This window comes from Streptococcus fryi (assembly GCF_053206505.1).
On record NZ_JBRUGW010000013.1, the window covers coordinates 13,924 to 38,442 of the forward strand.

The window sequence follows — 24,519 nt, forward strand, 5'->3', positions numbered from 1 at the left end:
GGTTAAACCTTTCTATACTTCGATACACCATATCTGCTCACCAAAACGGCTGTCAGATGAGTGGCAAAGAGACTTCCAATAAAGACCAGACGATTAGTCACATAAGGAGCGAGACCTAAAGGCAACAAGAGCCAAAAACCTATTTCAACATAGGCAACATGACTGAAATAGTAAAGACGACTCCAATCGCGTAAAAAAGTCCACGACTTATTTTTAAACCAAGGAGTTTGTATACTCCAAACGACCAAACAAGCCGTCCAAGGCACGAGGCTAAGAAAGAAATTCTTATCTTGACCTTGATGATGAAAAATCAGAAAGGCCTCTCCTGCAAAACAGAGAGTCGTCAATATCCAGACCAGATAAAACCTCTTAGATAAGCACCAACGACTTCTGCTATACCATAGAAAAAAGCCTAGCCAAACAAAGATTGGAGCGTAAAAGAAACCATTGCGAGTCGTGAAAAACATTGACTGATACAACCAAAAGAATTGCCCTAAAAGGCTATCCTCTAAAAAAGCAGTGTAGGTTTCAAGACTACCTATCAGGTACAAGACTAAGGAAATCATTCCTGACACAAGAAACCCCAACCGACGACGAAGCGCAGTCACTAACAGTAAGGCCTGTAAAAAAGCAGGAATATACCACAACTGATAAGACAAGCCTGTATAAGCTAGTCCAACAATAAGTGCTAAGGGGAGATACCACAAGGAAATGCCTAAACCAAAATAGACAAGTATCGCATAAGGCAAATAGAGTAAACTCCACTTGAGGTAATCTGGGACTTGTTTTGACACGTAAGCTCCTATTCCCTCACCATCAGTTTGCCAACGTTTAGCAAGGAAAAACGACGCAATAACCATAAAATAGGGCACAACCATTCGGCTAAAGATACTTTTCTGGATAAAATGCCAACTATCTTGGTCAAATACCCTGCGACAGTGTAGTAAAATCACCAAAATGGCACCGATATACTGCAAGAGACTAATCATGTTCTTATTTGGTGTCTCTTCTGTCATATCACTCCTCCTCAGAAGCTAAATAATCCTGTACGGCTTGATAGATTTCTTGCGGGCGACCAAGTGCCATCAATTCCTGAAAAGCGACTAAATCCTTTAACTCTTGATAAATACGGCTATTCTCAATCTGCTGATGTGGGGCATCCTTGACAGGTGTCATGATACCGTCAGCAATCGTGACAAAGCCTAATTCTTCAAAAATTTGTATCATTTTGACCAATAAAATGCTGTTAATATGGACAAACTGGGCTAACTCCTTAAACTTATGGCGAATGTCTATCTCTGGAAACTGCTGAATCGTCTTATACAGTTTGGCAAATTGCTCACGCTTGCCATAACCACACAGGTAAAAATTATCTTTAATCGTATTTTTAAAATAGACCGCTTCGAGGTCACGGTTCTTAAAGAGTTGACTCAGTTCTGCCAGTGAATTAGGAACAGTCTCAACGACTAAAATCGAGCTTGGACGCTCATCAACAGGCAAGGTCATAACCTTTGGTAAAGTTGCAGATTTAGCACGAACATCAAAGAGCTGAATCCCCTCAACACGCGCATCTTCTAACATAAGTTGAATAGTTGTCGCGCCATTCCATTGATTGACCGATAAACTAACAGCTAGTTCCAATCCTTGTGCTTGCTGAAACTCCTGCAACAAATGCCCCTTATTAAAGGCTATCACATCACACTCAACACCATCTTGATTGATTTTCAATTTAAGATGGGCACTATTTTGCCCCATTGTCCGAGCCATCGCCACCTTAATCTCTTCAAGGAGAAAGACGGGTTTTTTATGGTTCATCCCAAAAGGAGCCAGTTTATTTAAACTTTTCAGGGTCTCCAAACTCAGTTCACCAAGATTTAGTCTGCCATCAATCTGTAAATCAGGTTTTTCAGGCTTTTCTAGCCCCCTATCAATCAAGTACTGAGCTAAATCAGCCCTTAGTCTGTCAAGATTGTCGACAGGTAAGGTCATTCCCGCAGCACCACTATGCCCACCAAAAGCATCAAAGAGCTCTTTTGAGGCAGTCATAGCCTCAAACAAATTCACATTTGGTAGACTTCTACCACTACCTTTGGCCTTGCCGTCTTTGATATCCAACACGATAACTGGTTGCCCCAGTTGTTCTAATAAACGCCCAGCGACAATACCTAGCACACCTGGATGCCAACCCTCACTTGCAAGCACCTGAACAGGTGATGTCCTATCAACCATTAACAAGGCCTCATCATAGATGGTCTGCACCAGTTCTTTACGTTCGTCATTTTTATCCTGAATCATCCTAGCAATGTGGCTAGCTTCTTCATCATCAAATCCTGTCAATAGCTCAATAGCTGGATTGGGATCATCTAATCGCCCAAGGGCATTCAGTTGTGGTGCAATGGTAAAACCGATGGTTTCCTCTGTAACGTCACTAGTTGATAGACCTGCTTTGACTAGCAGTTCCTGAAGACCGAAACGCTCCGTCTGCTGCAAGATTTGCAAGCCAGCCTTGACCATGACTCTATTTTCATCAGTGAGGCTAACCATATCAGCAATAGTGCCAATCGCAACCAAGTCAAGTAAATCTGTTGGTAATTCTCCCAATAAAGCCCAAGCCAGCTTAAATGCCACACCACAACCCGCAAGATAAGGAAAGGGGTACTCTGTATCAGGATGCTCTGGATGAATAATAGCATAAGCTTCAGGTAACTGTGCCGGCAAGCCATGGTGATCTGTCACAATAACATCAACGCCAACAGTTTTAGCGTAAGCAAGAGCCTCATGCCCTGATACCCCATTATCAACTGTAACAATCAGACTAATCTTCTGCTGCTCAATAAAATACTGATAAACACTCCGATTAGGACCATAGCCATCTGTGAAACGATTGGGCAAATAAACCTCAACATCCGCCCCTAACATTTCCAAAGTTTCTTTGACAATGGACGCTGATGTCATGCCATCCGCATCATAGTCACCATAAACCAAAATCCGCTCGCCAGAGGCAATCGCCATATTGATACGCTCCACAGCGATAGCCATATCATGTAGCAAAAATGGATCATGTAATTGTGACAAATCCGCCTTTAAAAAAGCCTCTAGTTTCTCTGGACTATCAATCCCTCTCCCATAAGCTAAATGGGCAACCTCTGCTTTCAAGCCTAGCTGTTTAGCTATTGCCAAGTAAGCCTCATCAGCCACAGCCTCTGTCATGTGCCACTTATACTTAGCAGAAATCATTTATAATTAAACACCTTTCTAGCTAAAAAATCAGACACTCTTGGAAATAGAGTATAACTCTTATGAGCAAGATGAAGTAACCAAGGCATATTGAGTTCACGTTTGTTTTTACCCATAACAGCGATAATCTTTCTTGCTACTTCTTCAGGTTGAAGCATAAATTGTGAGATTGACTTAACATAAGTCCCATCAGGGTCTGCTTGATCAAAGAATTTGGTTTGAATTGGTCCTGGATTAACCGTTGTCACAAAGACATTGTCACCTGCTAACTCAAGTCGTAAGGCATTTGAAAAGCCAATGATGGCAAACTTACTAGCTGAATAAACAGTGGACTTTGCTGTCGCCATCAAGCCTGCCATACTTGCAATCGTAATGATATGGCCTTGACCTCGTTTTTTCATTCGTATGCCGACCAATCTGGCAAAGTGCATACTAGCCAAGGTATTGACCCTCAGCATCTCTTCTGTATCGTCAAAGCTGAATTGATCGAATGCCTTAAATTCACCATAGCCAGCATTATTGACAAAAACATCTATCTGCCCATATCGCTTATAAATCTCATCTACTATAGTAGAAATAGCTTGATTATCTTGCAAATCAATACCAAATACATCAACATTTGCAAGATTGTGATAACAGGCTCTCAAAGTCTCTTGATGTCTTCCCAGCATAATCAGTTTATCTGTCTTTGGCAGCTGTCTCACCATTTCTTGTGCCAAACCACCACTACCACCTGTGATTACTATTACTCTCTGTGTCATATCTCTATTATATCCAAATCATTTACTACATAGACATTTTCAAAAATGTCCATCGCATCTCGCTTGAGACGACTGATATCCTTTGCCATAAAACGTGGGCTGATATGGTTCAGCAACAAGCGTTTGGCATTAGCCTCTTTTGCCACTTCTGCCGCCTGAATATTCGTTGAATGGCCATGTTTGCGTGCAATACGCTCATCACCTTTACCATACGTAGACTCATGGACAATGACATCAGCTCCCAGACCTAAGCGAACGCTAGCATTGGTCTTACGCGTGTCACCAAGAATCGTGATAACCTTACCCTTACGTGGCTCAGACAAGTAGTCCTTAGCAACAATCTTACGACCATCTTCTAGAACCACATCTTCACCGCGTTTAACCTTACCAAAAAGTGGACCAAAGGGAACTCCTGCAGCAATCAAGGCTTCCGAATCCAAGGTCCCTTCTAAATCTTTTTGAATCACACGATAACCAACACAGAAAACACTATGGTCAAGTTTTTCAGCATAAACCATGAATTTATCTGTCTCTAGCAATTTACCTAAGCTGTTCTCATCAAACTCATGGTAAGTGATACGATAAGGTAAACGCGTTCCTGTAATACGTAGTGTTGTCGTGATAAAAGACTGAAGACCGACAGGCCCATAAATATCCAAGTCCGTCTGCTCCTCATTGGCCTGAAAAGCGCGACTGGATAAAAAACCTGGCAAACCTAAAATATGATCGCCATGCAAATGGGTAATAAAAATCTTCTGTACCTTGCGTGGTTTAATCGTTGTCTCTAAAATGCGATTTTGTGTTCCTTCGCCACAATCAAAGAGCCACACCTGATTGATTTCGTCAAGTAATTTCAGTGCTAAACTCGACACATTTCTTGACTTTGACGGCTGACCAGCACCCGTTCCTAAAAATTGAATTTCCATAACACATACTTTCTATTCGTTCATTGATAACAGGCATCTCTTTAGCTTTCAATAGTAATGATTAACTGCCGTTCTTGCCATTGAAAATAAGATTGTCCATGATATCTTTTTGAGACCTCTAAAGCCTCATCAATGTTGTAACTCTTAATACGGACAAGATTGCTACTAACAGCAATACTTGTCAGGGGATAATCTGAATCCAGAGCATCTGTCCACGCCACATCTTCAAAACCTACCGGAAACATTTTGATGGTTTCCTTTTGATGATAAATCATGTAATGAGGAAAAATTTGAGCCAGTTCAATCAATGTCTCCGTAGTGACAGGATAGTCTTCTTGACCAAAAACGTGTGCGACCTCATCTGCCGATTCATAAACAAAACCATAAGCCTTTCCAGACAAGTTGAGACGAACAAAGGGAAATACCTCCTCACTAAAACGAGGAGTTGACTGAAAAAGCTTAAATGCTTGACTTAGTTCTAAATAATAGTCTGTCGCTTTTTGAGGCGATTGTTTTTGATACAGCTCTGCAAAATAAGCGTTTATCACACTTGGAGGTGGCGTTAACCAACGTCTTGCTTCTTCAGGTGTTAACTGTGCCAAATGATATGCCAAATAACCTTGATCAAGACTGGTAAAGCCACCATACTTAAGGGCTAAATCGATATCAGTCATCATAAAAAGCCTCCAGACGCCATTTATTTTCAGGAGCGATATAACCCGTCAAGTGCAAGTCTTCTTCCCAGTCCGTTTCTAAAAGCATCAAGTCTAACATATCATAAACCTTGTGCAAGTCTTCTGGCTTAATTTTAACACTAAAGGGAACAAACAAGTCCTTGATAAAGTCCACTAACAACTCTCGTAAAGCCAACCGAGCATCTGCTGTCTTGGCAGATACTTGCCCATGTGGAAATAAAGTGGGTTCAAAGCTATTCGCCTTATCTAACTTGTTATAAAGGGTTAAACGCGGTATGTCTAACATATCTAATTCTGCTAAAAGGTCTAAAACCACTTCTTCATGTGCTTGATGATTGGAATCGCTGGCATCAATGACATGGACCAACATATCAACGTGACGGCTTTCTTCAAGCGTGGACTTGAATGCAGCAACCAATTCTGTTGGTAAATCCTGAATGAATCCTACTGTATCAGTCAAGGTTACCTTGAAACGACCATCAAGGTAGATTTGTTTGGTGGTAGCGTCAAGAGTTGCAAATAACTCATCAGCTTCGTACTGGCTCTTGTCAGTCAGGGCATTCATAATCGTTGATTTACCGGTATTAGTATAGCCAATCAAACCAATTTTAAAGGCTTTAGAATGGATACGACGGTCTCGAATTGTCTGACGATTGGCTTCGACCTGTTTCAACTGGCGTTCGATATCGGTAATCTGATGACGAATGCTCCGACGGTTCAACTCCAACTGACTCTCACCAGGACCACGACTACCAATTCCCCCGGCTTGACGACTGAGCATAATCCCCTGACCAACAAGTCTTGGTAACATGTATTTTAACTGCGCCAGATGAACCTGCAGCTTACCTTCATGACTTCTTGCCCTCATAGCAAAAATATCTAAAATCAACTGCATACGGTCAATGACTTTAATACCCAAAATCGTTTCAAGGTTACTATTCTGACGGGCTGTCAAACGGTTATTGACAATCACCGTGTCAATCTCTTCACCGTCGACTACAGCTTTCAATTCATCAAGTTTCCCAGAACCGACAAAGGTTTTACTGTCATAACGGTCGCGTTTTTGGGTATAGCTTGCAATCACATCAGCACCAGCTGTTCGTGCCAATCCCTCTAATTCAGCCATAGACATAGACATATTAGCCGTGTTCTGCAATTCAACACCTAATAAGAGGACACGCTCTGTTTTTACTTGGGTTTCAATCATATCAGATACCCCTTTTCTAACTTCTCTATCCTTTCTATTATACCATAGGAAAAAGTAAATGTCAGATTGGGATTGTCTCTGTCAATATCTATTCACCTACTCAAATCCCAGTTCACTAAGACTATTTTGGCTGTCCAAATTCACCAAGGCTACTTCATTGTAATCAAGTAAGTTACTTGGTAAATTTGTCCGTTCAAACCATCTTAGTTCAGCGATTTTATCAACCTCTCCGATTTGAATATCACAATTAGCCCAATCTGTCACATCTAAGACGAAGTAAAAATAATAATAGCAATCGTCTGCCGTTTGACGATGAAGAATGGTAAACAATTTGAGTTGCGTCTTATCAACAGTGATACGACACTCTTCCCAAGCCTCTCTTATCACTGCTTGTGTGAGTGATTCGCCTTTTTCGACATGACCACTGACAGCAAAATCATAGTAACCATCCATAAAACCTGTATTCTGCCTCTTTTGCAGTAGAATACTATCGTCTTTCTTGATCACTAAAAATACCGCACTTTTTGTTTTAAACCGCATAAACAAACTCCTTTTTTAATTGACTACAAGGCTTTACCAAGTATTTCTTCTAGCAGATTTTGATAATTGCTCTGCCTTGCTGAGTACAACTGGCTTGCCCCCAAGGTTTTTAAGCAAGTCAAGGCTTTTTCCATTCGTGATTGTCCCTCAACTAGTTGACCACTTTTCATCTCGTAAGCCCCCAAAACCATTTGATACTCTAGACGCTCATACAAATAACGCTCATCCATAGACCAACTTGCCAGTAACTCGAGATAGATTTTGACTACAGTAAGTTCGTCTCTATCCAAGAAAACCGATATGGCGTTAATCAGTAAGGCAATTCTAACCTTTTTATTCTCCTCTGAGCTACCGAAAAAAGCTGTTTTTTGAACCAACTCTCTCACTAAGACATCAAGAACTGGGGTTGATATAGCCGACATACTATTACCAAAAATCACTAACTCTCGCTTGCCCCAGTGCTCAATACCAAATAAGTAATCCGTCATGTCCCTGACTTCAGCCTCCTCAATCTGTCCACCTCGTAAAGCTACCATAAAGGAACGTATCATAATCGCATTGTAATAATATTTTTTCTGACTGGTCTGCTTGTAATTAGTCATCTCTTGAGTCAAGTATCCTTGTAAGACTTGACGGTTATCTTCATAGTAGGCACTACTGATCTTTGCCAGTAATTGCTCCGTCTCTGTAGCACGTTCCTTTGCTAAGACCCCGTAAAATTCCTCAATACTGACATCTAACTGCTCCAATAATTGAAAAAAGCGTGATAAGGAGATATCAGACTCACCCCTTTCAAATTTAGATAAGAATGATATAGACAGATAATCTCCTGCCACATCTTTTAAGGTTAGTCGCTTTGAGATGCGAATCTGTTTAAATAACTCACCCATTTTAGCTAGCTCTATCATTTTTCCTCCTTACCAAGATAGTCTATCCTATCATTTCACTGATTAACATCTAGACAGTTGTTATATGCTGTAGAAATTCTCCTTTGAGAACGATGTCCCTAAATGGTAAGAGGCTGGGTATCATCTCCCAGCCTTTACTTTATTTATCTATTTGTTTACTGACAAATCGCTTGATTAAACCTTCAAATCCAGTATCCGCTAATTCAGCGTCTAACTCAGTATGAAGATCCCTTCTCAAGACTTCTTTTTCAGTCTCAGTGATAGGTTGACCAGCCTCATTATACCAGACATTGTTAACAACTGTGATTGACATAGTAGTCACCTTTACCCAAACATTATGGGCTTCCTTTCTATAAGACTATTATAGGCTAAAACTAACTTATGCCTAAAAAATTGTCATATAGTGGAATAATGATTAACTGAAAATTAAATCAGTCAATTCTTGAGCTGTAATTGGACCAAAATAAGTTCCTAAATCAAGACTTGCTAAATGGTCAAAAACATCCTCTTCCACCATACGAATCCCAACAAGTGCATTTTCAACGTCACGAATATTCCCCTTGCCAAAGAAATCCCCATAAATACGACAAGACGCAATACGACCTTTGACAATATCCAAGTGAATATCAACCGTCCCTATTGTAAAACGACCGTCTCGATGGTAGCTATACTGTGGCGAATTGCCATAATTCCATTCCCAATTTTTATACTTGTCTGCAACTAGCTTATCAATGCCAGCCCAGTCTTCTTCAGTCAAGACATAACGCTTGGCTTGGTCAATATGGTCAATACCAAGCAACCGACACGTCATCAGATTTTTAAACTCATCTGTGGTGATATGACGGTATTCTTCTGATAAATGTTCTCGGATAGAGCCAACACGCGCACGAACCGACTGAATTCCTTTTGATTCAATCTTTTTGCGGTTAGGATTAAGCACCTGTTCCATAGCATCATAGTCCACATCTAATAAAAGGGAATAACCACCATAAACACGACCATTGGCAATCGTCATGGCTGCTCCTGAAACCTTTTTACCATCAATAACAAGGTCATTACGGCCAGTCTGTTCAACCCCTTTCGCCCCTAAATCACGCAGTGCCTCAATGGCAGGAGCATAAGCACGTTTAAAGTCGCCAAATACACCTGTATCATTGATCAGGTAACATACATTGACAGCCCCTGAATCAACATAAACAGCACCACCACCCGTATCGCGACGGACAAGTAAAATATTGTTTTCTTTCAGATAAGGTTCATTGATTTCTACAACAGCATTTTGAAATTTACCAATCTCAACCTTGGGGTCACAATAATAGGGAAAAAGAATGTCATCATCTAAGAACAGATGTTGCTGAACATATACTTGCATCGCTAAGGCGACAGCCCCATCAGTCACATAATGACCATCACGAATAGGTTCGATAAGATACATATATTTCTCCTTTAGTATAAATTTTAGACTAATTGGTTTTTTGCTTGGGCAATCAACTCTGAAATATGCCCACTGAGTTGAACAGTCTGTTGACGAATTGCCTGTGGAATGCGATAGTGTTTACGGTTCATGGTAACAAATAAAGCATCAGGATTTTCAGCCACGCGTTTTTGGAAAGGATGTTTGATAAATTGCGGAGTTGTATGTCCGACACCGATTTCTAGATACAATACCTTACCTGTTTCATGCTCATCTAAAAAATCATAGTAACGTTTTTCTTGAGCATGAAAATCCGCATCTTCGACCATGCCTTTTTCTTCATTACGTTTATTGATTTCAAACGGGGCACCACATTTAGGACAATGGGGAACCATCTCAGTTGGGATTTTCATATCTTTTTGCTGACTAATCATTTGACGAATGAGAGCATCGTCTTTGTAGGTTTGTTGGTGACAGTGCTGACTACATTGCCACAAACCATATTCCCCTTGAATATGAAAGACTTTATCCAAATCATAGTCAGCTACTGCAAAGGCATTATCAGCATTAGTTGTGATAATATGATAATCCTTGGTTTTTAGGATGTCTAGCAAGTTGACATAGGAAGCCCCTACGGGTTGATCCAAATAATTCAAAGCTACAAAACGACTCTGAAAAGCCCAATATTCTTCCCAATCTTCAAAATCATACAGACTGGCCTGCAACATATCTAATAATTGATATTTTTCAATAAAATCTGGGAAGGCATCTTCAAATCGTGAACCGATATAGGTAAAGCCGTCTGCTGCTGACATCCCGGCCCCAATGCCGACTACAACGGCATCAGCTTCTGCAATTAACTCAGCTAGACGTTCCCCTTCTGTTAAGCCTTCTTGGCTATAAGCTGTCCAAATGGTCATGCTTTCTCCTTATTCTAATAACTCACACATCAAGACTTTTTTAGTAAGTCCGCATATAAAAGCTCATCCTCTGGCGTATAAAGACAGAAAATGACCGTCAATTCAATTGGATTGGTTGCTAAAAAATGGCGTACCGTTTCAACGGAGATACGACTAGCCATATCCTTTGGAAAACCAAATTCACCTGTTGATAAACACGGAAAAGCAATGCTTGACACACCATCCTTCTTAGCCTGATTCAAACAAGATAGATAAGCTTGCTTTAAAAGACCTTGTCTAAGAGGCGAAACGGGTTTCCCTTTGGGAATAAATGGTCCAACTGTATGGTAAATCTGCCTTGCGGGCAAATGATAAGCATCTGTTACCTTGACTTGCCCCACAGGTTCCTTATGCCCTTGCTGTAACATCACCTGATGACAAGCTTGACGTAATCTAGCACCAGCAAAGGTGTGAATAGCATTATCCAGACAAGCATGATTAGGGATAAAGCACCCTAACAGTTCACTGTTTGCTGCATTGACAAGGGCGTCTACTCTTAGCTTTATCATATCTCCCTTGTAAATCAAGATATGTTCAAACGCCGTAGGCTCGCAAGCTGATAAATCAACCACATCTGACGCGTTTTTTCTACTCAGATAACTGTCCTCTAATGTTAGGTAAGCCTCTGTGAGTGTTTCTACTTGTCTCTGATTGATAAGGCCACGCCATTGCCGTTCAAGGTCTTCAAGTGCCACATCATCACTAACTTGATCATCTAGGTATTCAATTAAGTTTTTTAGTAAGACTTTGTCGTTCATTAAGCATCTTCAAGTGCTTCAAAAGCTACCACATCAACATCAGTCAATTTCACCACCCAATGCTCATCAGCTTTTTCAGAGTTAAGAAGCGTTGGCGTATCCTGTGCGGCCAAATTACGTTCAACCACGCGACCTGCAATTGGGGAAAGCACACTCATGACTGTTTTTGATGCTTCTAGGTTCAAAATAACCCCATCCACATCAAGTACATCAGTATCTGTAAACTCCACGTAACCAACTGTCCCGATATCGTCTTGTAATTCTGGTGTCATCGAAATAGTGTAAAGATCTCCTTCTTTTTCAACCCAAAGATAATTTGCAAATTTTTTCATGTTATTCTCCTTTTAATTTTAAATGTCTAATGGTAATTGTGATAATAATTCTAGGGATTTCATACGATTGTCAAATCCAGCAACAAGCGGAATGAGTAAGAGTTCATCAGGTTGACAAGCGTTTATCCAAGGTTGTAATTGATACATAATATCTTCTTTTGTGCCAACTAGTAGTCGTTGACGATTGTGTCTTACCCGTTCTCTCTCCTCATCAGTAAACTTATACGACATAGCCGTCTCAAGACTAGGAAAAGCCTTAAACTCATTAAAAGCTTGATTGCCAAGCATCCACACATCCAAAGATTTAGCCAAATATTCAGCTTCTTCACTGGTATCAGCAATAGCCACAAATACGGCTAACATCATATGAGGAGGTGTTAGAGCACCAGATGGTTTATAAGATTGTCTATAAGCATCAGCAACTGATTTACCTAATACTGTCGGTTCTTGTACAATGTAGGGAAATACACCATAAGTGTAGCCAAGTCCCATTTTACCTGCCAAAGTCGCTGTTTTAATCCCCATACTTAACAACCACATCGGTGGACTGTCTGTAACATTAGGATTGGCAACTGGTTCTACCGTACTGTTATTGAGATATGTTGCGACTTCTGATAAGACCTTCTCGTAATCTTCGGAGTGATGAATACTGTTCATCGCTGTGTTGACCAGAGGCGTACCTAAGGAATTGCCAAGTCCTATATCCACACGATTTGGGAAGAGTGCTTCAAGCGTTTTAATGGTTTCAGCCAGTTTTAGACTACTATAATGAAGTGCCATGATACCACCTGAACCAATACGAATCCTAGTCGTCTGATTAAGCAAATGCATCATCATCAACTCTGGATGACTAATCGTTAGAGCATGAACATTGTGGTGCTCTGCAACCCAGAAACGATGAAAACCTAAAGCCTCTGCTTTTTGTGCTAAAGCAACTATCTCTTGAAAAGCTTGAGCAGGTGTTGCACCTTCATCTAAAAGACCATAATCTAAAATACTAAGTTTCATTTGTCCTCCTTGTAATTCACTTCAAGGTCACGAAACAATTGACGAGACTCTGCTGGCAAGGACTCCCCATAATCCATCAACGGTACAATATCCTTAAAAGAAGCCTCTGGAATGGCTAATTCCTCTAAATCCTGTAATTTGATTTTGAAACTAATCTCGTCTTCTCGCCCCTCCGACAATTTCTCAACCAAATCCGGATCAACAATAAAGGGCGTTGACGCACCAACAAAATCTGAATATTTTAGAGCCTCCAAGGCCTTTTCGGGTGTATTGATACCACCTGTCGCCATGACTAATAAGCGTCCTTTGAAATGATCATGAACAACCTGGTTAACATAAGCATTAAAGTACTTACCTGGACCACGCACCTTATTGAGATACACATCATGTCCCCAACTCGCAATAGCTAGATAGTCAATATGGCTCACTTCCAAAGCCCAATCCATAAACTGTAAAAAATCTTCTATGGCGTAGCCAATCTGACTACCTCGCGTTTCTTCAGGAGTCCCCCTAAAACCAAGAATAAAATCTGCATGCGCTTCTCTATCAATCACTTCCTGAACAGCCTTCAAAACGCGAAGTCCAAATCGAGAGCGATTCTCTAAGTTTTGAGGGCCGTAGCTATCAGTTCTTTGATTTGAAAATGTCGAAAAAAAGGTTTGAATCAGCAAGCGTTGAGCTGACGACACCTCAACCCCATCAAATCCTGCTTGAATGGCACGTCTTGTCGCTTGAGCATAATCATCAACCAAACCATCCAACTGTTCAGATGTCAAAGCCTTAACGTCATGTGCAATCGGCGACTGAAGTGTCATCGGACTGGGACCATAAACAACATTATCACGATGAATGGCATGCGTTGCAAAGCGACCTGCATGGGTTAGCTGTAGGATGGCCTTAGCTCCCTGTGATTTCATAGCTTTAGCCAAATTTGACAAGCCCTCAATCATCCTATCCTCAGAAACGTTAAAACCAAACTCAAAGAGTTGGCCATTAGGATTGACATAAGCCGCACCTGTAATTTGTAAGGGGGCTGATTTGGCACGACGCCTTGCATAAGCTAAATCCGCAGAACTTACCGAACCATCTTTATGTGAAGAATTGGTCACCATTGGTGACAATACAAAACGATTGGCTAAGGTCGTCTTACCTGTCACATCTAAAGGAACAAACAATGGCTTAAAATGCTCTTTCACCATGACATAACCTCCTGATTACGCTTAATCATTTCCTGATAAAACGGATTGTAGGCTTCGATATCAGAATGACCCAACTGATAAGAATCAAGGGCTTTTGCATATCTTGACAGAACCTCTAGCAACCGCTCACAGATTTCAGCAACAGTCCATTCTCTACCATATACTTCAGACAATGTTGTCATTGATTCTGGCCAAACCTCTGGATAAAAACTCTTGGTTTCCTCTCCCTTCTTAGCCTCAGCGTAAAAATCACGAATCAAACGACCACGTTTTTCTTGATTACCGTTAACGCTAAGATAAATGGATACTAACACACCATCCTTAATCCGTCGTTGTGCCAACCCAGCTATTTTTTGACCATCGACGCTCAAATCATAATCCCCTGGGCAGTAAGAATGACTAATTTCATAAGCCTCAATCTCTTGTGGGCTATCCCAGAACAGTTCAGAAATCAGCGTCATCATCACATCATAGCCATCATTGATAGACAAAGGAGACTCTTTTTGAGAAAAAATGAGCGAAAAATTCAAAACCCCTTCATCAGCAACAACAGCCAAACCACCAATATTTCTCACAACAGGATAATAACCTTGTTGTTCCAAAATCTTTAAACCATCCTCCAAATATGGTAAACGCTTATCCACCATACCTAAAATAACGGTCTCACTCATCGGCCAGATATGCAACAACAAGCGCTCTGGTTTATCGCTGATGTCTCTTAAAAAAACATCACTCCAAACAAAAGGACTTAAACGATCAGCGTTCTCAAAATCACTGTCCTTAAACACATGCACCACTTTATTTTTTAAAAATGTCGCTAAAACGGACAAGGTATCACTTCCTTTCTGTACGTTTTGACACTACTACTATTTTACACAATCTTTATGAAAGATACAACTTGATATATTGATTGTCGCTAATTTTTCAATTGACTAGTCTGCTAAAAAAGTCTCAACTGCCTGTTCAATTTGCTTTTCGAAATCGGGATCAGATATCTGGTAAAAAGAAACTGACATTCGATTCTTAAACCAAGTTAATTGACGCTTTGCAAAACGCCTCGTCTGTTGTTTCAATTTGTCAATTGCCTCTTCCAAAGTCTGCTCTCCTTCAAAATAAGGAAATAGCTCCTTGTATCCAATGCCACGACTGGCTTGTACATGAGGATAATGTTCATAGAGCCATTTAGCCTCATTAAGCAGGCCTTGTTCAAGCATCCTATCCACCCTCTGATTGATACGTTCATAGAGAATTTCACGGTCATCTGTCAAACCTATCAACAGCACCTCATAGTCAGGTTTTGAGTTGTCTAATTCACTTGCAAATTGGTGAAGTTCTAGACCTCTAATGGCCCGCCTACGATTGATCTCTTTGATCTGTAAACCAGCTGAGTCAACCATATCAAATAGAACCTTGTCATCTAGCTGTTCCAATTCAGACCGATATCGGAGTAGTGCTTCTTGATCAACGGAACCACCTAGGTGGTAACCCTCAATCAAGCTTTGCACATACAAACCCGTTCCACCAACAATAATTGGCAATTTCCCAGCTTGACTAAGCTCTTTGATGACGTCCTCAGCCTCTTGAACAAAATCATAAGCCGAGTAAGACTCTGTGACATCGCGTACATCAATCAAATGGTGCCTAGCTGCATTTTGTTCTTCCTGAGTCGCCTTGGCAGTACCAATAGATAATTCCCTGTAGACTTGTTGGCTATCGCCACTGATAATCTCACCATTGTATTTTTGAGCCAGCTTTATCCCTAACGCCGTCTTACCAACCGCTGTAGGTCCCAGAACAAGAATAATCTTTACTTTCATGTTTTTTCCTTGAAATTTAATCTTTTTTTCGTTACTATAATTATAACACAAAGATGGTAAAGGCAAGTTTCACTTGTTTGCCACTATCATCTAGTATCTGTTGCACACAACAGAAATTTATTCAAAAGGAGAATAATCATGTCTAAAAAATTCCAATTCCTTAAAGGTTTGGCTACTGGCGTTGTTGGAACTGCTGCTGCAGTTGCTGGTGCTGTTTTCGCAGTTAAGAAAACAATTATCGACCCAGAAGAAGAAAAGATTGCTTTTATCGAAGAAAACCGTAAAAAAGCAGCTCGTCGCCGTGTATCTCGCTAATCACTAAGAAGAGTAGGCTAGGAAAAAATTCCTAGCCTACTTTTTTTGTTACGTTTATTTTTTAGAAGCAGTTAATACATCAGCCACAATTGGGTCTTTTTCCATTTCTTTCATGAATTGGGCTAAGTTTGGATACTCTGTCCAAGGTTTTGGTGTTTTTACAGACCAGCGTGCCATTACAAAAGCGTAAGCATCTGCAACAGTACGTTTATCTTTATAAACATGTCCCGTGTCACCAATTAAACCATCTAGGAAAGTCATCGCACGATCAATACGAGCATAGGCAGCTTCAACAACTGACTCAAGCGCTTTTGAATCTGATGATACGGTATAACGATTTGGTGAGAACATTGGCCAGAATGCTGGATGGAAGTCACCCGTCAAGAAAGCCATGATTTCATTAAATTCTGATTGGGCATTGACACCTTCATCAGCACCTAAATCGCCCTCTGGATACAAGTCTGCAATATATTGTAAAATAGCATTTGCTTGGGTCACAATGCGGTAATCTGGTACATCGAGAGCCGGAACCATACCAAGAGGATTAACAGCTAAATACTCAGGTGAACCAAGCGTTACTTTCTCAACTTGATAATCTGCACCTGCCCACTCAAGTGCAATCCAACATGCCAAGGCACAAGTACCTGGTGCATAATATAGTTTCATCACGAAAACCTCCATTAGTTTTTCTTTTAGTTTATCATAGTGCTATCATTCTGTCATCTTTTTACTATAATAGACCATCAGAGTTTTCATATGATTGCTATAACTTACCTAATTAAACCGCTTTTCATATTTTTGGTTAAACAACCATTGTAAGTTTATGCTCGGCTTAGGTTGAGCTTCTAAGATTGGTAGTAACATTTCATCTAAATAGACTTGAGCTTCAGATTTATATTTGTCAGCTGTAGAGACTTCATCAGGATAACCCTCAAAATATCTCAAAAACTCCCCTTTTTTATTAAATTCAAAATATTGGTCACTAGACACTATCCACAAATCAAAAGTTGAAGTGTAGATTAAATGATAATCCTCATTTTTTGTAATTGAACCATTCCCATCTGTATCGTAGGTGATACCATCAACCTCAACATTAGGTCCGAAATCAAGATTTTCCAATAAGAGAGCCATTTCTGGATTGGTTCCTTCTTTTCTTGGCAACTGTTTCACATAGTATCCCGCATAGTAAGAAAGATTGTAAGATATATAGAGTTTCCCTATACCAAGTAAGAGAAGAACTATGACAGTTGACACCGTGACTAATATAAGTTTCTGTTTCATTTCCTAATTAAACCGTTTTTCATATTTTTGGTTAAACAACCATTGTAAGTTAATATCGGGTTGCTTTTGTGCTTTTAAAATTGGTGGCAACATTTTATCTAAATAGGCTTGAGCTTCGGCTCTATATTTATCGTCTGTGAGCTGCTTATCTCCAAATTTACTGCTATTTTCATAGTAGGCAAACTGACCATATTCATCAATCGCAAACCAATCATCTTGGTCGTAATTTCTTATAACATATGTACTATCTATAGAATAATAAACTATCCAAATATTCTCTTCACGCAATAAAATCGCTCCATTTCCATCCAAGTCATAATAAACCTCGCTATTTTTAGGCTCATCAATATCATGGAGATGTTCAACAAGAATGGCTAATTCTGGTTTAACCCCCTCTCTTCTCGGCATGTGTTGCACATAATACCCCGCATAGCGTGAGAGGTTATAGCCAATATACAGTTTCCCCATACCAAGTAAGAGGAGAATTATGACAGCTAACACTGTGACTAATATAAGTTTCTTTTTCATTTCCTAATTAAACCGCTTTTCATATTTTTGGTTAAATAACCATTGTAAGTTAATGCTCGGCTTGGGTTGAGCCTCTAAGATTGGTAGAAAAATGTCATCTAAATACAATTGTGCCTCATTTTGATAAACTGAATCTATATGCTTTTGGGTATAGTCACTAGTTAATACATAATATTTAAAGGAACCATCTTTATTAAAGAAATATCGTTTATCATCTTCCCAAATATTTAATTCAAATAAGTCGCTATATGAAACATAATACTTACCGTCCTTTATAATTGTACCATTCCCATCTGTATCATAAGTGATACCATCAACCTCAACATTAGGTCCGAAATCAAGATTTTCCAATAAGAGAGCCATTTCTGGATTGGTTCCTTCTTTTCTTGGCAACTGTTGCACATAGTATCCCGCATAGTAAGAAAGATTGTAAGATATATAGAGTTTAGCTATGCCAAATAGGAGAAGAACTATGACAGTTGATGCTGTGAATAAGATAAACTTCTTTTTCATTTCCTAATTAAACCGCTTTTCATATTTTTGGTTAAACAGCCATTGTAAGTTAATATTAGGTTGCTTTTGTGCTTTTAAAATTGGTGGCAACATTTTATCTAAATAGGCTTGAGCTTCAACTCTATATTTATCGTCTGTGAGCTGCTTATCTCCAAATTTACTGCCACTTTCATAATAGGCAAACTGACCATATTCATCAATTGCAAACCAATCATCTTGGTCATAATTCCTTATAACATATGTATTGTCTATGTAATAGTAGGATATCCAAGTATTCTCTTCACTCAATAAAATCGCTCCATTTCCATCCAAGTCGTAATAAACCTCACTATTTTTAGGCTCATCAATATCATGGAGATGTTCAACAAGAATGGCTAATTCTGGTTTAACCCCCTCCCTTCTCGGCATGTGTTGCACATAATACCCCGCATAGCGTGAGAGGTTATAGCCAATATACAGTTTCCCCATACCAAGTAAGAGGAGAATTATGACAGCTAACACTGTGACTAATATAAGTTTCTTTTTCATTTCCTAATTAAACCGCTTTTCATATTTTTGGTTAAACAACCATTGTAAGTTAATATCGGGTTGCTTTTGTGCTTTTAAAATTGGTGGTAATATTTCATCTAAGTAAGCTTGAGCTTCTGCTTTATAGCTATCATCTGTAAAGACTTCATCAGGATAACCCTCGAAATACCTTATAAATTCACCACTCTTATTAAATTCAAAGTATTTATGAGATGAATCCAACCATAAATCAAATGACGTGGTTGTATAAATGAGATGGTATTCCCCTATTTTATTAATTGAACCATTCCCATCTGTATCATAGGTGATACCGTCAATCTCAATACTTGACACATAATCCACATTTTCTAACAAAATAACAAGCTCTGGATTAGTGCCTTCTTTTCTTGGTAACTGTTGAACATAATAGCCCGCATAATAAGAAAGATTGTAAGATATATAGAGTTTAGCTATGCCAAGTAAGAGAAGAACTATAACAGTTGACACCGTGACTAATATAAGTTTCTGTTTCATTTTCTAATTAAACCGCTTTTCATATTTTTGGTTAAACAACCATTGTAAGTTCATATCAGGTTGCTTTTGTGCTTTTAAAATTAGTGGCAACATTTTATCTAAATAGGCTTGAGCTTCGACTCTATATTTATCATCTGTGAGGTGCTTGCGTCCAAATCGAGACCGACTTTTATAATATGCAAACTGACCATACTCGTCAATCGCAAACCAATCATCTTGGTCGTAATTCCTTATAACATACGTATTGTCTATATAGTAATAAGATATCCAGACATCCTTATCTTTTAATTGAATACTCCCATTTCCATCCAAGTCGTAATAAACCTCACTATTTTTAGGCTCATCAATATCATGGAGATGTTCAACAAGAATGGCTAATTCTGGTTTAACCCCCTCCCTTCTCGGCATGTATTGCACATAATACCCTGCATAACGTGAAAGGTTATAGCCAATATATAGTTTAGCTATACCAAATAAGAGAAGAACTGTAAAACCTGACACTGTGACTAATATAAGTTTCTGTTTCATTTCCTAATTAAACCGCTTTTCATATTTTTGGTCAAATAACCATTGTAAGGTAATGCTCGGCTTGGGTTGAGCCTCTAAGATTGGTAGTAACATTTCATCTAAATAAGCTTGAGCTTCGGCTTTATAGTTATCATCTGTAAAGACTTCATCAGGATAGCCCTCAAAATATCTCAAAAACTCCCCTTTTTTATTAAATTCAAAATATTTGTCACTGGATGTTATCCATAGATCAAATAATTCACCATTTCCTAAATAATAGTCTTTATTTTTTATAATATTCCCATTCCCATCTGTATCATAGGTGATACCGTCAACCTCAACATTAGGTCCGAAATCAAGATTTTCCAACAAAAGAGCCATTTCTGGATTAGTACCTTCTTTTCTTGGTAACTGTTGCACATAATAGCCCGCATAGTAAGAAAGATTGTAAGATATATACAGTTTGGTTATGCCAAATAGGAGGAATAAAATCACAATCAATACTGCAACAAATGGTAATTTTCCTTTCATATTTATCTCTCCTATTTTGATAATTTTTGCTTTTAGGGAATCCCCTTGAATTAATCCTTGATGACTATTTGCAACAACATACTGTCTTCAATTCAAATAAATGAGGTTAGGATGATCTCCTAACCTCTCAATAGCATTATTTCCCAGTAGTCTTACGTTACAAAACAGCTTATAACCGAAAAATACTATGCTGTTTGTGATGGTAAACTTTCACCAATTGCTGCAAGGCGTGCTACAACTTCTTCTTGACTAAGGCCATTCTCTGACACATAGCGATTGCGTGGGTGAACACGGCACTCATGCGAGCAACCACGAAGATACTTAGCTTCATTTTCTTCCGAAGCAAGAATTTGGCGGTTACAGAATGGGTTACCACAATTAACATAACGTTCACATGGTGTTCCATCAAACCAGTCTTTACCAATAACGACTGGATCAACATGGTTAATATCTACTGCAATACGCTCATCAAAGACATACATTTTACCGTCCCAAAGTTCGCCTTGAACTTCTGGATCTTTACCATAGGTTGCAATACCACCATGTAACTGACCGACATCTTTGTACCCTTCACGGACCATCCAACCTGAGAATTTCTCACAACGAACACCACCTGTACAGTATACAACGACACGTTTGTCCATGAATTTTTCCTTATTATCACGTACCCACTGTGGTAATTCACGGAAGTTACGGATATCAGGACGGATTGCCCCACGGAAATGACCGAGATCATACTCATAGTCGTTACGTGTGTCTAAGACAACTGTATTTTCATCAAGAAGGGCTTCTTTAAACTCTTTAGGCGACAAGTAAGCACCTGTTGTCTCAAGTGGGTTAATATCATTATCAAAATCATTATCTTCAAGACCTAGATGGACAATCTCTTTCTTATAACGAACAAACATTTTCTTGAAGGCTTGCTCATCTTCTTCGTCCATCTTGAACCATAGATCTTCCATACCTGGCAATGAATGCACGTAATCCATGTACTTCTGAGTTGTTTCATAATCACCAGAAACTGTTCCGTTGATTCCCTCATCAGCAACAAGGATACGCCCTTTTAAACCGATAGACTTACAGAAGGCTAAATGGTCTGCTGCAAATTGTTCAGCATTTTCGATTGCGACATATTTATAATAGAGCAATACGCGAATTGGTTTTGTCATGTGTTTTCTCCTTAAAATCTTTGCAATAGATTTTGTAAGCTAGAAAATAGCCAACTATAAGAGTATATCGTGAATAGTTCACAAAGGCAAACTTCCGAACTGAAACTTATTGCCAGCGGGTCATGTTCTTATCCACTTTTTGACGATAGGCGTCTTCTAACTCCTGTGGTGAAATCCCAAACGACAAAAGAACGTCATTATAATACATCAGGACATCGACCATTTCCTCAACAAAATGAGCTCTTAGCTCTGGGGTTTGGACGATGGTTTCTGGAGTGGCATTTTTTAAAATGTCAATGACCTCTCCTACTTCACCAAGCATCCACATCAATTTATCTTGACCAGTCGCAAGAGTATTGGGTTGCCATTTGTTCTTGTGTTGCTCATGCATCTGTTTTTGCAAGTCGTGCATCTGTTCAACTGTAAATCTGGACATCTTAATTCTCCTGTCTTTTCAATTAGATAATCTCAGTATAACGTCATTTCCTTTGTTTATCAAGAAAAAATGAGGTTGAGACACAGTCCCTAACCTCTTAATCAATGTAACAATAACTGTTTTAAGTATCCTTATCCAATAGGTCAAAACCCTTTCAAAATAAGGTTTCGACTAACCTAACAAGACTTTTGATGACAAAACAACAGAACGATTTTGTATGAAAGAACGACTGTTGTCACACAACTATCATTTGAAACATCTTACGCTTCTGACAAATCGACTTTAGGCATCTTCTGAAATTCATCTTTCAAGAAAATCACCCCCAAAATAAAGGCTAGTAAGTCAGTCAACGGAAAAGCATAAATAATCCCATCAATTCCAAAAAAACGTGGTAAGAATATCATCAATGGCAATAAAATGCCTACTTGTTTAGTGACTGCTAGAACAGTTCCCTTCTTAGCACGACCTATACCAGGAAAGAACGTTGCTATTGAAATCTGAATCCCATTCAAAAAAACAAGAGATAAAAAAACTCTCATATAGTGAGTCGCAAACGTCAAATAAGTCGGATTGCCTTGCCCGAATAAGCTGATAATCTCTTTAGGAAACAGCTGAAAAATACCAAAGGCCAACAAAGAAATCAGAAAGGATACCTTCAAGACTAAGCCTAAGGTCTGACGGACACGGCCGTATTTTTTAGCCCCGTAATTAAAGCCACAAATCGGTTGAGAGCCCTGTACAATACCAATAATAATGGCTATAAAAATAATATTAACCTTGGTGACAATTCCAGCCGCTGCGATAGCAATATCGCTACCATAAACCGAACTCGCGCCATAGACATTTAATAAATTATTGGCTGTCACCTGAATAATCATATTCGAAAATTGAAATACAAAAGAAGTCATCCCTAAAACAGCAGTGACTTTCAAGGCATCTAACCGAGGGATAAAATCTTTATAGGTAAACCTTACGGACTTAAAACGTTTAAAATAGCCTAGTAACACCATCGCAGAAATCATTTGGCTAATGACTGTTGCCCAAGCAGCACCTGCAATTCCCCAATGAAAAACAAACATAAACAAGCCATCTAATACAATATTCAATAAGGCTCCGACTATTATGGCCATCATGGAATATGTAGCGGAACCATCAGCTCTTACAAGCGGGTTAGTTGCAATGGATAGCAGTAAAAAAGGCAAACCTAGAGCAGTTATACTGGTATAGGTCATGGCATAGGCCAGTATTTGGTCTGTGGCGCCAAAAAAGAGTAATAGCGGCTTTAGACATACGACAACTAGCAAGGATAAGATAACACCTAAAATAACTAGCGTCCCTAAGGCTGACCCTGCAACATATTTTGCACGATCTGGATTTTTTCGACCTAATTCAATATTGAAATTAGCAGCAGCTCCTATCCCCGTCATTAAACCAAGTGCCAAACAAATCGTTGTTAGTGGAAATGCAATATTAGTCGCAGCATTGCCCAAGTAACCGACTCCTCTGCCAATAAAAATTTGGTCAACAATATTGTATAAGGCACTCACCATATTGGCAATAACAGCTGGAACAGCATTTGCAGCAAGTAATTGTGGTATAGGCTTGTAACCTAAAGGATTGGGCGTTACGGATTCAGACATGTCATTTCCCTTCTCTTATCGTTATCTTTTTCTTAGTTAAATAAATAATCTCAGCGAGGCTATTATATAAACTGCTTATCATTTTGTCAAATAGGAAATGCCATGTAAAATCTGGTTTTTTTAAACCATAGTCACTCAGAAGATAATTTCTTTCTTAGTCAAAAGACTAGAAATAATTGAAGCCTCATGAATGATATAGTAAAATAGAAACAGAAAGTATCACATACAGGAGAAACTTATGACAACTCGTAAAAAAATCGTCTCAACTCTTATTATCCTTAGTTTGGCTATACTACTGGCACTATATTTTTATCAAAATAAGAATACAGAAAAACCGGTTCAAAAAGACACAGAAGTACAGCAAGCCAACAATAAAACTAATAATGCTGAACAAGCTAGCTATGAAACACTTATTGAGCCGTTCATCAGTTTGACAAGTGACACATTTGAAGAAGTCATCCAGTCTGATAAGCTAAACATTGTTTATATGGGTAGAGAAACCTGTCCACACTGTCAGGCCTTTGTCCCAAAACTCAATCAGGTCTATCAGAACAATCCTGATTTCACCATTTATTACATCAATACCGACGATAGTCATGACTTAATGATCGCATTTGCTCAAAGCAATAACATCTCAACAGTACCACAATTGATCACCGTCCAACAAGGAAAAGTCATCCGTTCACTTGACATCCAACCGGAAACAAGCACTGATGACATTAGTGACTTTCTAAAAACGTCGCTATAACACTTACAACAGTTAAAAAAGAGATAGGAGCCATATCAAAGTGCACCAA

The 24,519-nt window shown here is 39.1% G+C and carries 30 protein-coding genes; 2 read left to right on the plus strand and 28 right to left on the minus strand.

Annotation, left to right across the window (positions count from 1 at the left end; genetic code table 11):
• Positions 1-2: 2 nt before the first annotated feature.
• From ACVRZH_RS04805 to miaA, 17 genes are all read right to left on the minus strand, one after another.
• Positions 3-1,016 (minus strand): acyltransferase family protein, encoded by a 1,014-nt coding sequence (locus ACVRZH_RS04805; RefSeq protein WP_447454188.1) that lies wholly within the window; start codon positions 1,014-1,016, stop codon positions 3-5.
• Between the two features lies 1 nt (position 1,017).
• Positions 1,018-3,237 carry a single-stranded-DNA-specific exonuclease RecJ gene (recJ, locus tag ACVRZH_RS04810; protein ID WP_447454189.1) on the minus strand — a complete coding sequence of 740 codons (2,220 nt, stop codon included), beginning with the start codon at positions 3,235-3,237 and terminating at the stop codon, positions 1,018-1,020.
• Positions 3,234-3,998 (minus strand): SDR family NAD(P)-dependent oxidoreductase, encoded by a 765-nt coding sequence (locus tag ACVRZH_RS04815; RefSeq protein WP_447454190.1) that lies wholly within the window; start codon positions 3,996-3,998, stop codon positions 3,234-3,236. Before ACVRZH_RS04815 ends, recJ begins: the two co-directional genes overlap by 4 nt.
• Positions 3,995-4,924: a ribonuclease Z gene (gene rnz / locus ACVRZH_RS04820; RefSeq protein ID WP_447454191.1), complete on the minus strand. Its 930-nt coding sequence runs from the start codon at positions 4,922-4,924 to the stop codon at positions 3,995-3,997. The genes ACVRZH_RS04815 and rnz overlap by 4 nt, the downstream gene beginning before the upstream one ends.
• Positions 4,925-4,965: 41 nt before the next feature.
• Positions 4,966-5,598, minus strand: coding sequence for a cystathionine beta-lyase (locus ACVRZH_RS04825; RefSeq protein ID WP_447454227.1), 633 nt, complete (start codon positions 5,596-5,598; stop codon positions 4,966-4,968).
• Positions 5,591-6,826, minus strand: a complete 1,236-nt coding sequence (gene hflX, locus ACVRZH_RS04830) for a GTPase HflX (RefSeq protein WP_447454192.1) — start codon at positions 6,824-6,826, stop codon at positions 5,591-5,593. Before hflX ends, ACVRZH_RS04825 begins: the two co-directional genes overlap by 8 nt.
• 96 nt (positions 6,827-6,922) lie before the next feature.
• Complete coding sequence (locus tag ACVRZH_RS04835) at positions 6,923-7,366, minus strand: NUDIX domain-containing protein (RefSeq protein ID WP_447454193.1); 444 nt, start codon at positions 7,364-7,366, stop codon at positions 6,923-6,925.
• Positions 7,367-7,389: 23 nt separating this feature from the next.
• Entirely contained in the window at positions 7,390-8,274 is an 885-nt protein-coding gene (locus ACVRZH_RS04840; RefSeq protein WP_447454194.1) for a helix-turn-helix domain-containing protein, read from the minus strand.
• Positions 8,275-8,413: 139 nt separating this feature from the next.
• Positions 8,414-8,587, minus strand: a complete 174-nt coding sequence (locus tag ACVRZH_RS04845; RefSeq protein WP_447454195.1) for a hypothetical protein — start codon at positions 8,585-8,587, stop codon at positions 8,414-8,416.
• Between the two features lie 102 nt (positions 8,588-8,689).
• Positions 8,690-9,709: a lipoate--protein ligase gene (lplA, locus tag ACVRZH_RS04850; RefSeq protein WP_447454196.1), complete on the minus strand. Its 1,020-nt coding sequence runs from the start codon at positions 9,707-9,709 to the stop codon at positions 8,690-8,692.
• Positions 9,710-9,732: 23 nt separating this feature from the next.
• Complete coding sequence (locus ACVRZH_RS04855; RefSeq protein WP_447454197.1) at positions 9,733-10,608, minus strand: SIR2 family NAD-dependent protein deacylase; 876 nt, start codon at positions 10,606-10,608, stop codon at positions 9,733-9,735.
• A gap of 29 nt (positions 10,609-10,637) precedes the next feature.
• Positions 10,638-11,405 carry a protein-ADP-ribose hydrolase gene (locus tag ACVRZH_RS04860; protein ID WP_447454198.1) on the minus strand — a complete coding sequence of 256 codons (768 nt, stop codon included), beginning with the start codon at positions 11,403-11,405 and terminating at the stop codon, positions 10,638-10,640.
• A complete protein-coding gene (locus ACVRZH_RS04865; RefSeq protein ID WP_447454199.1) occupies positions 11,405-11,737 on the minus strand; it encodes a glycine cleavage system H family protein in 333 nt (110 codons plus the stop codon). The genes ACVRZH_RS04860 and ACVRZH_RS04865 overlap by 1 nt, the downstream gene beginning before the upstream one ends.
• Positions 11,738-11,755: 18 nt before the next feature.
• Positions 11,756-12,745: an LLM class flavin-dependent oxidoreductase gene (locus tag ACVRZH_RS04870; RefSeq protein ID WP_447454200.1), complete on the minus strand. Its 990-nt coding sequence runs from the start codon at positions 12,743-12,745 to the stop codon at positions 11,756-11,758.
• Positions 12,742-13,944: an NADH-dependent flavin oxidoreductase gene (locus ACVRZH_RS04875; protein ID WP_447454201.1), complete on the minus strand. Its 1,203-nt coding sequence runs from the start codon at positions 13,942-13,944 to the stop codon at positions 12,742-12,744. The genes ACVRZH_RS04870 and ACVRZH_RS04875 overlap by 4 nt, the downstream gene beginning before the upstream one ends.
• Positions 13,938-14,774, minus strand: a complete 837-nt coding sequence (locus tag ACVRZH_RS04880; RefSeq protein WP_447454202.1) for a lipoate--protein ligase family protein — start codon at positions 14,772-14,774, stop codon at positions 13,938-13,940. Before ACVRZH_RS04880 ends, ACVRZH_RS04875 begins: the two co-directional genes overlap by 7 nt.
• Before the next feature lie 102 nt (positions 14,775-14,876).
• A complete protein-coding gene (gene miaA, locus ACVRZH_RS04885) occupies positions 14,877-15,761 on the minus strand; it encodes a tRNA (adenosine(37)-N6)-dimethylallyltransferase MiaA (protein ID WP_447454203.1) in 885 nt (294 codons plus the stop codon).
• A 138-nt stretch (positions 15,762-15,899) separates the two neighbouring features.
• Between miaA and ACVRZH_RS04890 the strand changes: the two genes are divergently transcribed.
• Positions 15,900-16,076, plus strand: coding sequence for a DUF3042 family protein (locus ACVRZH_RS04890; RefSeq protein ID WP_447454204.1), 177 nt, complete (start codon positions 15,900-15,902; stop codon positions 16,074-16,076).
• Positions 16,077-16,130: 54 nt separating this feature from the next.
• Here ACVRZH_RS04890 and ACVRZH_RS04895 read toward each other — a convergent pair whose 3' ends face one another.
• The 11 genes from ACVRZH_RS04895 to ACVRZH_RS04945 all read right to left on the minus strand — a co-directional run bounded on the left by ACVRZH_RS04895 (position 16,131) and on the right by ACVRZH_RS04945 (position 23,722).
• A complete protein-coding gene (locus ACVRZH_RS04895) occupies positions 16,131-16,742 on the minus strand; it encodes a glutathione S-transferase family protein (RefSeq protein WP_447454205.1) in 612 nt (203 codons plus the stop codon).
• A 108-nt stretch (positions 16,743-16,850) separates the two neighbouring features.
• Entirely contained in the window at positions 16,851-17,357 is a 507-nt protein-coding gene (locus ACVRZH_RS04900) for a hypothetical protein (protein WP_447454206.1), read from the minus strand.
• A gap of 3 nt (positions 17,358-17,360) precedes the next feature.
• Positions 17,361-17,885, minus strand: a complete 525-nt coding sequence (locus ACVRZH_RS04905; RefSeq protein WP_447454207.1) for a hypothetical protein — start codon at positions 17,883-17,885, stop codon at positions 17,361-17,363.
• A 3-nt stretch (positions 17,886-17,888) separates the two neighbouring features.
• Entirely contained in the window at positions 17,889-18,398 is a 510-nt protein-coding gene (locus ACVRZH_RS04910; RefSeq protein WP_447454208.1) for a hypothetical protein, read from the minus strand.
• A gap of 3 nt (positions 18,399-18,401) precedes the next feature.
• A complete protein-coding gene (locus tag ACVRZH_RS04915; RefSeq protein ID WP_447454209.1) occupies positions 18,402-18,926 on the minus strand; it encodes a hypothetical protein in 525 nt (174 codons plus the stop codon).
• A gap of 3 nt (positions 18,927-18,929) precedes the next feature.
• Positions 18,930-19,439: a hypothetical protein gene (locus tag ACVRZH_RS04920; RefSeq protein WP_447454210.1), complete on the minus strand. Its 510-nt coding sequence runs from the start codon at positions 19,437-19,439 to the stop codon at positions 18,930-18,932.
• 3 nt (positions 19,440-19,442) lie between these two features.
• Positions 19,443-19,967 carry a hypothetical protein gene (locus ACVRZH_RS04925; RefSeq protein ID WP_447454211.1) on the minus strand — a complete coding sequence of 175 codons (525 nt, stop codon included), beginning with the start codon at positions 19,965-19,967 and terminating at the stop codon, positions 19,443-19,445.
• 3 nt (positions 19,968-19,970) lie between these two features.
• Positions 19,971-20,477 carry a hypothetical protein gene (locus tag ACVRZH_RS04930; RefSeq protein ID WP_447454212.1) on the minus strand — a complete coding sequence of 169 codons (507 nt, stop codon included), beginning with the start codon at positions 20,475-20,477 and terminating at the stop codon, positions 19,971-19,973.
• Positions 20,478-20,662: 185 nt separating this feature from the next.
• On the minus strand, positions 20,663-21,646 hold the full coding sequence (gene trhO / locus ACVRZH_RS04935; protein ID WP_447454213.1) for an oxygen-dependent tRNA uridine(34) hydroxylase TrhO: 984 nt from the start codon (positions 21,644-21,646) through the stop codon (positions 20,663-20,665).
• A gap of 106 nt (positions 21,647-21,752) precedes the next feature.
• A complete protein-coding gene (locus ACVRZH_RS04940) occupies positions 21,753-22,082 on the minus strand; it encodes a dATP/dGTP pyrophosphohydrolase domain-containing protein (RefSeq protein ID WP_447454214.1) in 330 nt (109 codons plus the stop codon).
• A 260-nt stretch (positions 22,083-22,342) separates the two neighbouring features.
• Complete coding sequence (locus ACVRZH_RS04945) at positions 22,343-23,722, minus strand: MATE family efflux transporter (protein WP_447454215.1); 1,380 nt, start codon at positions 23,720-23,722, stop codon at positions 22,343-22,345.
• Positions 23,723-23,960: 238 nt separating this feature from the next.
• On the opposite strand from ACVRZH_RS04945, the gene ACVRZH_RS04950 reads away from it, so the two are divergent.
• Positions 23,961-24,470: a thioredoxin family protein gene (locus ACVRZH_RS04950; protein WP_447454216.1), complete on the plus strand. Its 510-nt coding sequence runs from the start codon at positions 23,961-23,963 to the stop codon at positions 24,468-24,470.
• The last annotated feature ends 49 nt before the right edge of the window (positions 24,471-24,519 follow it).

Coding starts and splice junctions, on each gene's coding strand:
- ACVRZH_RS04835 (WP_447454193.1), bottom strand. CDS start 7,366: ATGCGGTTTAAAACAAAAAGTGCGGTATTTTTAGTGATCAAGAAAGAC.
- ACVRZH_RS04860 (WP_447454198.1), bottom strand. CDS start 11,405: ATGAACGACAAAGTCTTACTAAAAAACTTAATTGAATACCTAGATGAT.
- ACVRZH_RS04915 (WP_447454209.1), bottom strand. CDS start 18,926: ATGAAAAAGAAACTTATATTAGTCACAGTGTTAGCTGTCATAATTCTC.
- ACVRZH_RS04925 (WP_447454211.1), bottom strand. CDS start 19,967: ATGAAACAGAAACTTATATTAGTCACAGTGTCAGGTTTTACAGTTCTT.
- lplA (WP_447454196.1), bottom strand. CDS start 9,709: ATGTATCTTATCGAACCTATTCGTGATGGTCATTATGTGACTGATGGG.
- ACVRZH_RS04815 (WP_447454190.1), bottom strand. CDS start 3,998: ATGACACAGAGAGTAATAGTAATCACAGGTGGTAGTGGTGGTTTGGCA.
- ACVRZH_RS04845 (WP_447454195.1), bottom strand. CDS start 8,587: ATGTCAATCACAGTTGTTAACAATGTCTGGTATAATGAGGCTGGTCAA.
- ACVRZH_RS04905 (WP_447454207.1), bottom strand. CDS start 17,885: ATGAAAAAGAAACTTATATTAGTCACAGTGTTAGCTGTCATAATTCTC.
- ACVRZH_RS04865 (WP_447454199.1), bottom strand. CDS start 11,737: ATGAAAAAATTTGCAAATTATCTTTGGGTTGAAAAAGAAGGAGATCTT.
- recJ (WP_447454189.1), bottom strand. CDS start 3,237: ATGATTTCTGCTAAGTATAAGTGGCACATGACAGAGGCTGTGGCTGAT.
- ACVRZH_RS04900 (WP_447454206.1), bottom strand. CDS start 17,357: ATGAAACAGAAACTTATATTAGTCACGGTGTCAACTGTCATAGTTCTT.
- ACVRZH_RS04870 (WP_447454200.1), bottom strand. CDS start 12,745: ATGAAACTTAGTATTTTAGATTATGGTCTTTTAGATGAAGGTGCAACA.
- ACVRZH_RS04855 (WP_447454197.1), bottom strand. CDS start 10,608: ATGACCATTTGGACAGCTTATAGCCAAGAAGGCTTAACAGAAGGGGAA.
- ACVRZH_RS04890 (WP_447454204.1), top strand. CDS start 15,900: ATGTCTAAAAAATTCCAATTCCTTAAAGGTTTGGCTACTGGCGTTGTT.
- ACVRZH_RS04920 (WP_447454210.1), bottom strand. CDS start 19,439: ATGAAACAGAAACTTATATTAGTCACGGTGTCAACTGTTATAGTTCTT.
- trhO (WP_447454213.1), bottom strand. CDS start 21,646: ATGACAAAACCAATTCGCGTATTGCTCTATTATAAATATGTCGCAATC.
- ACVRZH_RS04950 (WP_447454216.1), top strand. CDS start 23,961: ATGACAACTCGTAAAAAAATCGTCTCAACTCTTATTATCCTTAGTTTG.
- ACVRZH_RS04895 (WP_447454205.1), bottom strand. CDS start 16,742: ATGAAACTATATTATGCACCAGGTACTTGTGCCTTGGCATGTTGGATT.
- ACVRZH_RS04825 (WP_447454227.1), bottom strand. CDS start 5,598: ATGACTGATATCGATTTAGCCCTTAAGTATGGTGGCTTTACCAGTCTT.
- hflX (WP_447454192.1), bottom strand. CDS start 6,826: ATGATTGAAACCCAAGTAAAAACAGAGCGTGTCCTCTTATTAGGTGTT.
- ACVRZH_RS04875 (WP_447454201.1), bottom strand. CDS start 13,944: ATGGTGAAAGAGCATTTTAAGCCATTGTTTGTTCCTTTAGATGTGACA.
- miaA (WP_447454203.1), bottom strand. CDS start 15,761: ATGAAAGTAAAGATTATTCTTGTTCTGGGACCTACAGCGGTTGGTAAG.
- ACVRZH_RS04940 (WP_447454214.1), bottom strand. CDS start 22,082: ATGTCCAGATTTACAGTTGAACAGATGCACGACTTGCAAAAACAGATG.
- ACVRZH_RS04930 (WP_447454212.1), bottom strand. CDS start 20,477: ATGAAAGGAAAATTACCATTTGTTGCAGTATTGATTGTGATTTTATTC.
- rnz (WP_447454191.1), bottom strand. CDS start 4,924: ATGGAAATTCAATTTTTAGGAACGGGTGCTGGTCAGCCGTCAAAGTCA.
- ACVRZH_RS04945 (WP_447454215.1), bottom strand. CDS start 23,722: ATGTCTGAATCCGTAACGCCCAATCCTTTAGGTTACAAGCCTATACCA.
- ACVRZH_RS04910 (WP_447454208.1), bottom strand. CDS start 18,398: ATGAAAAAGAAGTTTATCTTATTCACAGCATCAACTGTCATAGTTCTT.
- ACVRZH_RS04805 (WP_447454188.1), bottom strand. CDS start 1,016: ATGACAGAAGAGACACCAAATAAGAACATGATTAGTCTCTTGCAGTAT.
- ACVRZH_RS04840 (WP_447454194.1), bottom strand. CDS start 8,274: ATGATAGAGCTAGCTAAAATGGGTGAGTTATTTAAACAGATTCGCATC.